An 11,994-nucleotide genomic window follows, 5' to 3' on the forward strand; every position below is an offset into this window, starting at 1 on the left:
GACCAAGATCATTCCCCTGGCCATGCTTTATCTGGGCAAAGACCCCAACAGCGAAAAAACCGAGGACATCGCCGCCGCCACCGCGCTGCTGAAAACCCTCAAGCCGTCGATCACCTACTTCAACTCCACCAAGTACATTGCCGACCTAGCCAATGGTGATATTTGCGTGGCCATCGGTTTCTCTGGCGACGTGCTGCAAGCGCGGCAAAGCGCGATTGATGCCGGCAACAAAAACACCGTCGCCTATAGCCTGCCGGAGCAAGGCAGCAATATCTGGTTCGACAACCTGGCCATTCCGAAAACCGCGAAAAACGCAGCCGGCGCCCACGCCTTTATCAACTACCTGATGCGCCCGGACGTGATCGCCAAAATCAGCAACTACCTGCACTACGCCAACCCCAACACCGCCTCGCAAGCGCTGCAAGACCAGGCCGTGCGGGAAAACCCGGCGATCTACCCGGACGAAAAGCTGATCGGAAAAATGTTTGTCAGCCTGCCGCCGTCGCAAGCCGCCATGCGCGTGATTACCCGTAACTGGAGCGCCATCAAGTCCGGCATTTGAGTTAAACCCGCGAAGCAAAACGCCAGCCCCGCTAAACAGCGGGGTTTGGCAAATCGGCTGAAACTAGCGGCGCAGCTCCGCGCAGTGATCCTGCTCTGGCAACGCCGGCGTGTACCAAACAAAGTCCGCCGTTGCCGCCGACACCGGTTTGCCCACTTCCGCCAACACCAGGCTAACGCTGCCCGGCCCCGCGCCAAGATCGGCCAGGTGCAAGGGCACACCCAAATCACGCCGCACATGAAACGCGCCAGCAAACAGCAACGCCGGTTGCGGTGCCGCCAACAGCCGCTGCGCCATACGTCGATCACGCTGTTGCTGCACGGCAAGCATGGCCGGCAGTTGATCTTCCGGCAGCAGGCCGCAGTGTGACTCGCGAATCTGCTCCAGCAATGGCGCCTGCACGCTGGCTGCCGTCGAGGCCGAGCCGTCTAACGCCGGGCGGGCTTTATAAATGCCCATGATCTCGCTGCGATCCAGATTCGCCGCCAGCAAGGGATACGGCTGCGCCAAGGCGTGGCGCACCAGGGGACCGTACAGCGACCACTCCCAGTTCTTCTGCCAGGCCAGTGCGGCGGGCAGATCGGCAATGCTCTGCCCGCGCGCGTTATCAACCTTGGTTTGCTGATCCGGGTTAAGCATTTCCAACAGCACACTGCCCTGCGGCCGTTGTTGCTCCAGCGCTTGCAGCAGCCACAGCTCCAAGGCGTGATGGTCGGGGTTGTCGTGCTGCTCGCCGACCAACACCTGCGGGGCCGGCGCCAGGCGCTTAACCAATTGCTCAGGTGTCAGGACCTCGCCACTGCGTAGATCGCGGATTACCCCGAGGTCGGCATGCTCCCGGCCATTGGGGCTTTGCCAGGTCGGCAGTGGCGGCAAGGCTTGGCAACCGGCCAGAAGTACGCACAGCAGCAAAACAACACGCATGGAAAGTCCTTATCGGGCAATGATCAACGGGTGGCCGCGCTCGGGATGGCGCTGCACCAGCACTTCCAGGTCGAACACCGCCTGCAGTGGCTCGGCTTGCAGCACCTCATGGGGCGTGCCAAGCGCATGCGCAGTACCGCCGTGCAGCAGCAACACCCGGTCGCAGTAACGCGCGGCCAGGTTTAAGTCATGAAGAATAACCAGCACCGCCACGCCACTGGCAGCGATAGTGCGGGTGGCTTGCAACGTGGTGTGTTGATGCAACGGATCGAGCATTGAGGTTGGCTCATCCAGCAGCAGTGTTTGCCCGCTAGCCCCTGGCCATAGCTGCGCCAGCACCCGCGCCAGGTGCACACGCTGACGCTCGCCACCCGACAACTCCAAGTAGTTACGCCCAGCCAGATGCCCGGCATCGGCCGCTGCCAACGCCTCGGCGATAATCTGCTGATCGCGGACCTGGCCAGTGGCGTGCGGCAGGCGACCCATGCCGACCACGTCCTCGACGCGAAAAGCAAAGTTCAGCGTCGAGGTTTGCGGCAACACCGCCAGGCGCTGCGCACGCTGCGGTCCAACCCAGGCGGATAACGGCCGCCCATCGAGGGTCACCTGGCCCTGGCTGGGCCGCAGCTCACCACTCAAGGCATCCAGCAGCGTGCTTTTTCCTGCACCGTTTGGCCCCAACACACCCAGCACCTCGCCCGGCTGCAAGGCCAGGTCGATGCCACTGAGCACCAACTTGCTACCGCGCTGAACCGCGAGCTTTTCTGCACAGAGCATCAGGCGCGACCTCGCAGCAACAGATAAAGAAAGAACGGTGCGCCGATCAGCGCGGTAACAATGCCGATTGGCAACTCAGCGGGCGCCAGCACCAGCCGCGCCAGCACATCGGCGAACAGCAACAACGCCGCGCCAGCCATTGCCGACGCGGGGAGCAGAACCCGGTGATCCGGCCCCACCAGCAGGCGCACCAAATGCGGCACCACTAGGCCAATAAAGCCAATCATGCCGGCCGCTGCCACCGCCGCGCCGACGCCCAGCGCCGTGCAGAACACCAGCTCGCGCTTAACCCGCTCCACCTCGAACCCCAGATGCCGCGCCTCGGACTCGCCCAGCAGCAATGCATTCAACGCCTTCGCCCGTTTGGGCAACCACAGGCCGACGGCCACGGTGACCAGCAGCAACGGCCACAGCCGCGAATAGCTGGCGCCGTTAAGACTGCCGAGGTTCCAGAAGGTCAGGGTGCGCAGCGTCGCGTCGTCGGCCAAATAGGTGAATAAGCCAATCACCGCGCCGGCCAAGGCGGTCAGGGCGATACCGGCGAGCAGCATGGTCGACACGCTGGTCTGGCCGTTACGGCTGCCCAAGCGATACACCAACGCCGTCACCACCAGCCCGCCGGCAAAGGCACTGGCCGACAGTAAGTACGGCGCGATGGCCTCGGGCAGACCGCCCAGCCAGGCCCCGCCGACAATGGCCACTGCCGCACCCAGCGCCGCGCCACTGGACACCCCAACCAAGCCAGGGTCCGCCAATGGGTTACGGAACAGACCCTGCATCGCCACGCCCGACAATGCCAGCACCGCACCCACCGCCAAGCCGAGCAAGGTACGCGGCATACGGATTTGGCCAATGATCAGCTCGGCCTGCTCCAGGCCGTCTCCGGTAATCGGCGCGCCGAACACCCGCAACGCGCCTTTGAGGGTATCGAGCAACGGCAAACTGACCGGGCCGAGGGCCAGCGATAACAGCAGCGCGAGCGCCAGCAGCAGGCCCAGTGCAATAAACAGTGAGCGCGGAAGTACAACTGGATTCATGGTTGCGGCTTAGCGTCGGCAGTCAGGGGTTGCGCGGCAGGATAGAAGGCTGCACCGAGCACCGCCAGTGCAGCGGGAATACGCGGGCCCAAACCACCGACTAGCAAGGTCGGGTCCAGCGCCAGCAAGCGGTCGTTTTTCGCTGCGCGGGTCGCGGCCAGTGCTGGATTTTGCTTGAGCAGCGCGGCCTTGGCTTCGGGCCCGGCAATGCTGCGGTCGGCAAAAATAATCACCTCGGGGTCCAGCGCCAGCAACGCTTCGGTGGACAGCGCTTTGTAACTGCTGTGCGTGGTGATACTGCGACCGCCCGCCTGCGTGATCAGCCAGGCACCGATGGTGTCTTGCCCGGCCGCCATCGGGCTGCTACCGGCGTGGGACAGCAACAACAGAACGGTGGGAGCAGGGTTGCCGGCCTGCGCGCTGGCTACCCATTGCGCTTGTTTATCCAGACGCTGCTGGTAGTCGGCCAACGTCTTGGCCGCGCGTGGTCCATCACCAAGTAGCGCGCCGATGCGGGTAAGGGTGTGCTCCAGGGTGGCTAGGTCAGCCTTGGTCGGCAGCGCCTCGACGGTTACCCCCGCGCTCTTGACCTGCGCCAGCACTGGCGGCGGGCCCATCTCTTCGCTGCCCAGCAACAAGTCCGGCTTTAAACTCAGAATGCCCTCAGCCGCCAACTGACGTTGGTAGCCAATGCTCGGCAATTTCTTCAACTCAAGCGGATGCAGGCTGGTGGTATCCACGCCCACCAGCTTGCCCTGGCCGCCCAGCGCCACCACCCACTCGGTGATCGAACCCCCGGCACTGACCCAGCGCTGCGGCAGGGCCTCGGCGGCGCTTAGCGACTGGCTCAATAAAACAGCGCAACACAGGCTGGCAATACGGGCAGTTACACGCATAAAAAACTCCATTAATTCGGACCACAGAGCGGCACTGGCGTACTCCAGCGTTGTTGCCGCTGTGCATAAAAACCGGCCAGCGCCTTCTCTATAAAGGAGGCGCTGGCCGGTTGCGTTAGCGCTAATCAGGCCGGCAGAACGGCAGCGGCCTCGGCCAGCTCACGCCATTGGTTGAGCTCGGGCACACCAGGTTTACGCGCGCCAAACAGCTGCACAATCAGCTCGCCATTGGCGTCGAACGCTTCCCAGCTGGTGATCACGCCATCGCTGCTCGGCTTGCGTACGCGCCACAGCTCTTTTACCGATTGGCTTTTGAGGTGCAGGTTGAATTCGGGGTCCAGAACGTTGAACCAGGTGTCCATCCAGCGCAGGTTTTTCACCGTGCCGGTGTGAATCTGAATGCAGTGGCGGTTGCCGACAAACACCATCAACGGCACGGCGCGCTCACCCGCGGCTTCCATCAGCTTGGCCAGCTCAGCCGGCGCCAATGGTTCAGCCCATTGAGTGCCGGCCAGGCGCAGGGCCTGGGTGCGAGTGGTTTCGTGCTTTTTCAGCAAGGCGAAAAAGTGGTGGGTGTCTTTCAGCGTTGCCCAGCCTTCACGCAGCGACTCAACGTCAATTTCGCTATCTGGCTTGGCAATGACTGGGGCGGGCATGGGCTTGAGCTCCAGCACCGAGGTTTGCTCCTCGGCGCGGAAACGCTCCAGCAGCGGCGCCCAGGCGGCTTCATGGCTGTCTTCGGTGAGGAAGACTTTATGTACCGCAACGCCTTGGTGGTCGAACACCTGAATGCTGCGCTGGGTGCCTTTGCCGGTTTCTTCCGAGACGGCAAATACGCTGGCCCAGCCGCCGAGAAACAAGCGCAGGTCGATGTCCGGCGACACCACCAGGCCCATCTGCCCGTTGGCCATAACGGTGACGTCGCGGTAGTAGCCTTTGCGTTCGTGCACGCAGTCTTCATTGCGCGTCAGGGCCATGATGTAACCCAGCTCGCCGAGTGCCGGCAGTAGCGCCGCCCAGTCTGGATTAAGGCGCACGGTATCCACGCCCAGGCGGCTGGCGACCAGTTCGCCCTCGCTGACGTGCAGGTGCGCGGCAGCATCGCGGGCACGCAGTTTTGGCTGCTCAGCGCGTAGCGTTTGCCAGGCTTGGTAGAGATCAGTGGCACTGCTGGCGGCTGGGGCTTGCGCCTGAATGTGGCTGGTCATGGACAACTCCTCGATCAATCAACGGCTCGCCGTCAGGGCGAACTCAATAGGTATTTGCACGCGGCTGGGGACCGCTCGGCCGTCACTGGTTTCAGGACGGAACTGCCAGGCGGACACCGCTTTTAAGGCCGCCTCATCCAGGCTTTCTACGCCGGAGGACTGCACGATATGCAAAGCCCGTTGCTGGCCGCGCTCATCCAGACGCACCTCGACCAACACCACGCCCTGCTGATTTCGGCGCTTGGCCAAACTCGGATAACGCGGCCGCTCGGGCGGCTGTAAAAAACTCGGCGCGCGACTGAACACCTCTTTCACCGGCGCCAGCGTTGGCGTTGCCGGCCCTGCCGACGTAGCGGCGCTAGGCAACTCCACGCGCGCAACCTCCGGGCCGGGAGCAACCTTGGGCTCGATGGGTTTGGGCGGCGCGGCTTTCTGTGGCGACACGTTCGGCGGCGTTACTTTGGCCAGCGGGCGCGGCTCGACTTTGCGTTCAACGATCACCGGCTTGGGCACTGGCGGCGGTGTCACCACCGGTTCTACAACGGGTTTTGTTGGCGGCACTGCAACCGGCTGTGTAATCGCCAACGCAGCGGGCAATGGCGCTGGCGGCAACTGAATCAACATCACCGCAGGCTGCTGTTTAGCTAAATCCTGGGCACGTCCCGCCTCTACGACAGACTCGCGCAGAAACAAGCTCGCCACTGCATGCAGCGCAAGCGAAAGCAGGAAATACAGGGCGAAACGGGCCATAGCATGCCGACATTTACCAGATACGAATCTATTTGATAATTGTTTGCATTTGAATGTCAAGACAGCTAAGTTTCCGCCCCGATATCAAACCGGTGGCCAACGCAGCCATCTGACGCTCACGATCTAGGAGTAGATCTATGTCCCTTCGTCCGCCCTTTGCCCACAAGCCTTGGCTGGTCTTGCTGTTGCTCTCACCGTCGCTGGCTGTTGCCGCTGATAAGACGCCGACACAATTCGACACCGTTACCGTCACCGCCACCCGCACCGAGCAAACCCTCGACCAAGTGCCGAGCACGGTGTCGGTGCAGACCGAGCGCGATATCGACCAGAAGAACGTCAAAGACATCAAAGATTTGGTTCGTTACGAACCAGGCGTTTCGGTGAGTGGCAGCGGTAGCCGCTTCGGCCTGTCCGGTTTCACCATTCGCGGCATCGGCGGCAACCGCGTGCTAACCCAAGTGGACGGCGTAAGCATGCCGGACGCTTTTTCCTTTGGCGGTTTCCTCAGCGCCCAACGCGATTACGTTGACCCCGACACCGTTAAACAAGTCGAAATCATCCGTGGCCCCGCCTCGTCGCTGTACGGCAGCGATGCCATTGGCGGCGCGGTCAGCTTTCTGACCAAAGATGCCGCCGACTACCTGGACGAAGGCGACGACGCCTACGCCCGGCTGAAAACCGGCTACGACGGTTCCGATGACAGCTGGCTGCGCAGCACCACGCTCGCCGGCCGCCAGGGCCCGGTCGATGCACTGGTGCATATCGGCCGCCGCACCGGCAGTGCCGTTGACAGCTACGGTGGCCGTGGTGGCATTGGCGCCGCTCGCGAAGATGAAAACCCGGTCGACTACACCACCGACAACCTGCTGACCAAGTTCGGCTGGAACTACGCCGAAGGCCAGCGCCTGCAACTGACCTACGAGCGCTTCGCCGACGACACCGACACCAATGTGCTGAGCAACTACAGCAACACCGCCGCCATTCGCACGCAAAAAGCCGAAGACAGCGTGGACCGCGAGCGCTACTCGCTAAACCACAGCATCGCGCTCGACAGCCTGCTGGTGGATAACCTGCAAACCCAACTCAGTTACCAAGACAGCCAAACCCGCCAGCGCACCTATGAAGACCGCGTGGTCGGCGGCCAGCCGCGCTATCGCACGCGCGACTCGCACTACGAGGAAAAACTCTGGGTGCTTAACACCAAGCTGGACAAGACGTTCGCCATTGGCGCGGTGCAAAACGCCGTCACCTATGGCCTGGACCTCAAGCGCCTAAAGAACTCGGACCTGCGCGAAGGCGGCGAAACGGTAAAAGCCACCGGCGTGACCACACCAATTCTGCCCACCAGCGACTTCCCCGACCCGACCACCACCGAATACGCGGCCTTTTTGCAGGACAACATTACCTTTGGCCGCTGGGCCATCCTGCCGGGCGTGCGTTACGACCGCTACGAGATGAAACCCCACGCCACCGACGAGTACCTGAACAGCCAGGCCACCGACGCCAACCCGGATAATTTCAAAGACCACGCGATCTCGCCAAAGCTTGGGGTTACGTTCCAAATCAACGACGAGCTCAGCGCTTACGGCCAATACGCCCGCGGCTTCCGTGCACCACAGGCGGTAGAAATTTTTGGCGAATTCGTTAACCCCGGCCTGTACCGCACCCTGGCCAACACCAACCTCAAAGCGGAAACCAGCGACAGCTGGGAAACCGGCCTGCGCGGCAAGTACCGCGTCGGCAGCTTTGGCGTGGCGGCGTTCTACAACCGTTACGACGACTTCATCGAGCAGATCACCCGGGCGTCCAGCGTGGCCGGTTTCCCGCTGGGCGAGTTCCAGTACGTAAACAAAGACCGCGTGACCATTCGCGGCGCCGAAGCCAAAGGCGAGTTGTTCCTCGACGAACTGGGTCTGACGCCCAAAGGTTGGAAAGCCATCGGCTCGCTGGCCTACGCCCGTGGTAAAGACGAAGGCACGGGCCAGCCGATCAATAGCGTCGACCCGCTCAAAGGTGTATTTGGCATTGGCTATACCGACCCGGGCAGCAAGTTCGGCGGCGATCTGAGCTGGACCCTGGTCGCAGCCAAAGACCGTGTCGACGAAACGCAAACCGCCAGCCAGTACGAACCGTCCGGTTACGGCCTGCTCGATCTGAATGGCTGGTGGCAAGTTACCGACGAGTTTTCCGTCAACGCCGGCCTCTTCAATCTGGGCGATAAGGAATACTGGCAATGGGGTGACGTGCGTGGCCTGACCTCGCTGAACCAGGGCCTGGCGCGTTACTCGCAACCCGGTCGCCACGCTGCGGTGAACTTCATCTGGGAAATCTAGCTATCGCCAGGCCCAGGCGCGCGGGATAATCCGCGCTCACCTGGAGGCGCCTGACTATGCAGTTTCTCTGCGCCCCGGAATCTTTGGCCGAAGGTCAAAGCCGGGGCTTTTTATTGGGCGGGATAAAGCTGTTGGCGGTGCGCAAAGACGGCCACGTGTACGCCTACGTAAACCGCTGCCCGCACAAGGGCGTGCCCCTGGAATGGCAAGCGGATGAATTTCTCGATAGCAGTCGTAGCCTGATCCAGTGCGCCCGCCATGGCGCGCTGTTTCTGATTGACTCGGGGGAATGTGTAACGGGGCCGTGCGAAGGCGAATCCCTGAGCGCGCTGGACTGCCGCGAAGATGCCAGCGGCATCTGGCTCGCCCTGCCCGACTGATTACAGCTGCACGTCTAGCCGATGAGTCAGGCGAATCTCGGTCGGCGTCAGCACCGCGCCATAGGCCAGCACCTCCACACCCGCCGCTTTCGCCTCACGCACAGCGGCGGCATAGGCCGCATCGATTTCTTCAGCCGGGCGCACCGCTGCAATGCCGGAGAGATTCACGCAGTACAACTGCACCGCACGAATGCCCTGGCGCGCCAGGCTGGCCAACTCGCGCATATGCTTCGCGCCGCGCTGGGTTTTAGCGTCGGGAAAAGCCGCCACTGCCGTGCCGTCAAAGCCCAGGGTCACGCTTTTTACTTCCACATACGCCGGGCCGCTTGGGTACTCGAGGCGAAAATCGATGCGGCTGTTTTCTTCGCCATAGGGCACTTCGCGCTTAAGCGTGGTAAAGCCGGCCAACTCGCTAATCACGCCCTCGCGCAACGCCTCTTCCACCAACGGGTTGGCGCGCGCCGTGTTTACACAGGCCCAGCGGCCTTGCGGGGTTTCAGCCAATTCCCATGTGCCGGGCAGCTTGCGCTTGGGGTCGTTAGAGCGGCTAAACCACAGCGCACCGCCCTCGACCATGCAATTAAACATCGAGCCGGTGTTCGGGCAGTGAATGGTCAGCAGCTCACCGCTACTGGTTTCGATATCGGCGAGAAAGCGTTTATAGCGGCGGATCAGGCGCCCTTGTTCTAACGGCGGGTTAAACAGCATCAGGGCCGCCAGCTTTTCAGGCCACGGGCGATCCGCTCTACCGCTTCCTGTAACCGCGGCAGGCTTTGCGTGTAGGCAAAGCGCACATGGTGCCCGGCCTGGTAACGGCCGAAATCCAGGCCCGGAGTAAAGGCCACATGCTCGGTTTCCAGAAAGTGCTGGCAGAAGGCAAAGGCGTCGCCACCAAAGGCGCTGATGTCTGCATATAAATAGAAGGCACCTTCCGGCTCCACGGCGATGCCAAAGCCCAACTCGCGCAGCGCTGGTAACAAGAAGTCACGACGACGAGCAAATTCGCCACGGCGCTCTTCGAGAATGGCCAGTGTGTCGGGCTCGAAACAGGCCAGTGCCGCATGCTGGGCCATGCTCGGTGCGCTGATATACAGGTTCTGCGCCAGCTTCTCCAACTCGCCCACCGCTTGCGGCGGCGCCACCAACCAACCCAGGCGCCAGCCGGTCATGCCGAAGTATTTGGAAAAGCTGTTGAGCACAAAGGCATCGTTGTCGACTTCCAGCACGCTGGCGGCATCTACGCCATACGTCAGGCCGTGGTAGATCTCGTCCACCACCAGATGGCCGCCGCGTGCTTTCACGGCTTTCGACAGCGCCGCCAGCTCGTCGCGCGACAACAGTGTGCCGGTGGGGTTGGCTGGCGAGGCAACCAGGGCGCCGACGCTGTCGCGGTCCCAATGGCGCTCAACCAATTCCGGCGTCAGTTGGTATCGCACATCCGGGCCGACCGGCACCAACTGTGCGGCGCCCTCAACCAGGCGTAGGAAGTGTCGGTTACAGGGGTAGCCTGGGTCGGCAAGCAGCCAGTGTTTACCGGGGTCGACCAGTAACGCCGTCGCCAGCAACAAGGCGCCGGAACCGCCGGGGGTAATCAGAATTCGCTCGGGGCTGATGCTCAAGCCGTAACGTTGCGCGTAGAACGTAGAAATTGCCTCACGCAGCGCCGGTAAACCACGGGCGGCGGTATAACGGGTATGGCCGTTGGCCAGGGCGGCCTGACCGGCTGCAATGATGGGCGCGGCGGTGGTGAAGTCGGGCTCGCCGATCTCCAAATGAATCACATCATGGCCATCGGCCTGCAACTGATTGGCCCGAGCCAGCAGCGCCATCACGTGAAAAGGCTCGATAGCGCGGCTGCGAGCACTGTAGGGCGAAGTCATCGGCCTTCCTTTATATAAGTTCAGGCGGCGATTCTACCCAACCAGTTGGCTAAACAGCAGCACGATGACAACCGGGAGTGGCATACCCGCAGGCGATCTGGTAAGTTCGCCCGCTTGCAGCCGCAGGGCCGGCATAAATGACGGCAATGGACAGTAATCCTGCGCAGTGGATTAGAGAGATTAAGAGGCGGTCATCCATGCCCACCAAAGCAAAAGCAAAGAACGACCCACTCAACCGTAGCTTCGAACCCTATAAAGAAACAAAGGGTGAGGAATACATGAGTGACCCAATGCGGGCTCACTTCACCAATATTCTTGGCAAGTGGAAACTTGAGTTGATGCAGGAAGTCGATCGGACTGTGCATCACATGCAAGACGAAGCAGCCAACTTCCCGGACCCGGCCGACCGTGCCAGCCAGGAAGAAGAATTCAGCCTGGAACTGCGTGCCCGCGATCGTGAGCGCAAGCTGATCAAGAAAATTGACCAGACCTTGCAACTGATCGAAGACAACGACTACGGCTGGTGCGACTCGTGCGGTGTTGAGATCGGCATCCGCCGCCTCGAAGCCCGCCCAACCGCCACCCTTTGCATTGATTGCAAAACCCTGGCGGAAATCAAAGAAAAGCAGATCGGTTCCTGATCTGAGAACGGGGCGCTTAGGCGCCCCGCTTCATTTCTGCTCTGCCATGCCTATTGCTAGCGTATGACCACTCCAGCCTATATCGGGCGCTTCGCCCCGACACCCAGCGGCTACCTGCATTTCGGCTCCCTGGTGGCGGCGCTTGCCTCCTACCTCGACGCCAAAGCCTGCGGCGGCACCTGGTTGCTGCGCATGGAAGATATCGACCCGCCCCGCGAAGTACCCGGCGCCCAAGCCGCCATTTTGCACACCCTGGAACGCTACGGCTTTGAATGGGACGGCGAACTGGTGCGCCAGAGCGACCGCCACGACGCCTACGAAAGCCTGGTGCAACGCCTGTTTAGCCAAGGGCTGGCCTATGCCTGCACCTGCTCACGCAAACAGCTTGAAGGCTACCAAGGTGTATACCCCGGGTTATGCCGCAACGCCGGGCATGGCCAGGAAGGCGCCGCGATTCGCCTACGCGTGCCGGAGCTGGAATACCACTTTACCGACCGCGTACAGGGCGACTACCGCCAGCACCTGGGCCGCGATGTCGGCGACTTTGTCATTCGTCGTCGCGATGGTTTGTATGCCTATCAATTGGCCGTGGTGCTGGACGATGCC

The 11,994-nt window shown here is 61.9% G+C and carries 13 protein-coding genes; 5 read left to right on the plus strand and 8 right to left on the minus strand.

All coding sequences use genetic code 11. The features are described from left to right. Window positions 1-562, plus strand: a 562-nt coding sequence (locus AAAB16_RS10220; RefSeq protein ID WP_340663229.1) for an extracellular solute-binding protein, incomplete at its 5' end; no start/stop codon positions are given. Window positions 563-625: 63 nt separating this feature from the next. Here the strand turns inward: AAAB16_RS10220 and AAAB16_RS10225 are convergent. The 6 genes from AAAB16_RS10225 to AAAB16_RS10250 form a co-directional block, all read right to left on the minus strand. Further along, the gene (locus AAAB16_RS10225) at window positions 626-1,486 is read right to left on the minus strand and encodes a ChaN family lipoprotein (RefSeq protein ID WP_340663230.1); all 861 of its coding nucleotides are present in this window, start codon (window positions 1,484-1,486) and stop codon (window positions 626-628) included. 9 nt (window positions 1,487-1,495) lie between these two features. After that, window positions 1,496-2,263 carry a heme ABC transporter ATP-binding protein gene (locus AAAB16_RS10230; RefSeq protein WP_340663231.1) on the minus strand — a complete coding sequence of 256 codons (768 nt, stop codon included), beginning with the start codon at window positions 2,261-2,263 and terminating at the stop codon, window positions 1,496-1,498. After that, entirely contained in the window at window positions 2,263-3,300 is a 1,038-nt protein-coding gene (locus AAAB16_RS10235; protein ID WP_110616936.1) for an iron ABC transporter permease, read from the minus strand. The genes AAAB16_RS10230 and AAAB16_RS10235 overlap by 1 nt, the downstream gene beginning before the upstream one ends. Further along, on the minus strand, window positions 3,297-4,196 hold the full coding sequence (locus AAAB16_RS10240) for an ABC transporter substrate-binding protein (RefSeq protein ID WP_340663232.1): 900 nt from the start codon (window positions 4,194-4,196) through the stop codon (window positions 3,297-3,299). Before AAAB16_RS10240 ends, AAAB16_RS10235 begins: the two co-directional genes overlap by 4 nt. A gap of 125 nt (window positions 4,197-4,321) precedes the next feature. Next, window positions 4,322-5,404 carry a ChuX/HutX family heme-like substrate-binding protein gene (locus AAAB16_RS10245; RefSeq protein WP_340663233.1) on the minus strand — a complete coding sequence of 361 codons (1,083 nt, stop codon included), beginning with the start codon at window positions 5,402-5,404 and terminating at the stop codon, window positions 4,322-4,324. 18 nt (window positions 5,405-5,422) lie between these two features. Next, on the minus strand, window positions 5,423-6,154 hold the full coding sequence (locus tag AAAB16_RS10250; protein WP_340663234.1) for a TonB family protein: 732 nt from the start codon (window positions 6,152-6,154) through the stop codon (window positions 5,423-5,425). A gap of 137 nt (window positions 6,155-6,291) precedes the next feature. Here AAAB16_RS10250 and AAAB16_RS10255 point away from each other — a divergent pair, with 137 nt between their 5' ends. Together AAAB16_RS10255 and AAAB16_RS10260 are read left to right on the plus strand one after the other, a co-directional pair. Continuing rightward, complete coding sequence (locus AAAB16_RS10255; protein ID WP_340663235.1) at window positions 6,292-8,487, plus strand: TonB-dependent hemoglobin/transferrin/lactoferrin family receptor; 2,196 nt, start codon at window positions 6,292-6,294, stop codon at window positions 8,485-8,487. Window positions 8,488-8,543: 56 nt separating this feature from the next. Beyond that, window positions 8,544-8,867 carry a Rieske (2Fe-2S) protein gene (locus AAAB16_RS10260; protein WP_340663236.1) on the plus strand — a complete coding sequence of 108 codons (324 nt, stop codon included), beginning with the start codon at window positions 8,544-8,546 and terminating at the stop codon, window positions 8,865-8,867. Here AAAB16_RS10260 and sfsA read toward each other — a convergent pair whose 3' ends face one another. Further along, on the minus strand, window positions 8,868-9,575 hold the full coding sequence (sfsA, locus tag AAAB16_RS10265; RefSeq protein WP_340663237.1) for a DNA/RNA nuclease SfsA: 708 nt from the start codon (window positions 9,573-9,575) through the stop codon (window positions 8,868-8,870). Then, window positions 9,575-10,747 carry a pyridoxal phosphate-dependent aminotransferase gene (locus AAAB16_RS10270; protein ID WP_340663238.1) on the minus strand — a complete coding sequence of 391 codons (1,173 nt, stop codon included), beginning with the start codon at window positions 10,745-10,747 and terminating at the stop codon, window positions 9,575-9,577. The genes sfsA and AAAB16_RS10270 overlap by 1 nt, the downstream gene beginning before the upstream one ends. A gap of 197 nt (window positions 10,748-10,944) precedes the next feature. Here AAAB16_RS10270 and dksA point away from each other — a divergent pair, with 197 nt between their 5' ends. Then, window positions 10,945-11,388, plus strand: coding sequence for an RNA polymerase-binding protein DksA (gene dksA, locus AAAB16_RS10275; RefSeq protein ID WP_110616943.1), 444 nt, complete (start codon window positions 10,945-10,947; stop codon window positions 11,386-11,388). A 63-nt stretch (window positions 11,389-11,451) separates the two neighbouring features. Beyond that, a partial coding sequence (gene gluQRS, locus AAAB16_RS10280; protein WP_340663239.1) for a tRNA glutamyl-Q(34) synthetase GluQRS occupies window positions 11,452-11,994 on the plus strand: 543 nt, incomplete at its 3' end.

This window comes from Pseudomonas sp., from assembly GCF_037994325.1.
In the GTDB taxonomy this organism is placed as follows: domain Bacteria; phylum Pseudomonadota; class Gammaproteobacteria; order Pseudomonadales; family Pseudomonadaceae; genus Aquipseudomonas.

What these genes read in the sequence shown, in the direction of transcription:
- AAAB16_RS10225 (WP_340663230.1), bottom strand. Translation starts at nt 1,486, where the DNA reads ATGCGTGTTGTTTTGCTGCTGTGCGTACTTCTGGCCGGTTGCCAAGCC.
- AAAB16_RS10230 (WP_340663231.1), bottom strand. Translation starts at nt 2,263, where the DNA reads ATGCTCTGTGCAGAAAAGCTCGCGGTTCAGCGCGGTAGCAAGTTGGTG.
- AAAB16_RS10235 (WP_110616936.1), bottom strand. Translation starts at nt 3,300, where the DNA reads ATGAATCCAGTTGTACTTCCGCGCTCACTGTTTATTGCACTGGGCCTG.
- AAAB16_RS10240 (WP_340663232.1), bottom strand. Translation starts at nt 4,196, where the DNA reads ATGCGTGTAACTGCCCGTATTGCCAGCCTGTGTTGCGCTGTTTTATTG.
- AAAB16_RS10245 (WP_340663233.1), bottom strand. Translation starts at nt 5,404, where the DNA reads ATGACCAGCCACATTCAGGCGCAAGCCCCAGCCGCCAGCAGTGCCACT.
- AAAB16_RS10250 (WP_340663234.1), bottom strand. Translation starts at nt 6,154, where the DNA reads ATGGCCCGTTTCGCCCTGTATTTCCTGCTTTCGCTTGCGCTGCATGCA.
- AAAB16_RS10255 (WP_340663235.1), top strand. Translation starts at nt 6,292, where the DNA reads ATGTCCCTTCGTCCGCCCTTTGCCCACAAGCCTTGGCTGGTCTTGCTG.
- AAAB16_RS10260 (WP_340663236.1), top strand. Translation starts at nt 8,544, where the DNA reads ATGCAGTTTCTCTGCGCCCCGGAATCTTTGGCCGAAGGTCAAAGCCGG.
- sfsA (WP_340663237.1), bottom strand. Translation starts at nt 9,575, where the DNA reads ATGCTGTTTAACCCGCCGTTAGAACAAGGGCGCCTGATCCGCCGCTAT.
- AAAB16_RS10270 (WP_340663238.1), bottom strand. Translation starts at nt 10,747, where the DNA reads ATGACTTCGCCCTACAGTGCTCGCAGCCGCGCTATCGAGCCTTTTCAC.
- dksA (WP_110616943.1), top strand. Translation starts at nt 10,945, where the DNA reads ATGCCCACCAAAGCAAAAGCAAAGAACGACCCACTCAACCGTAGCTTC.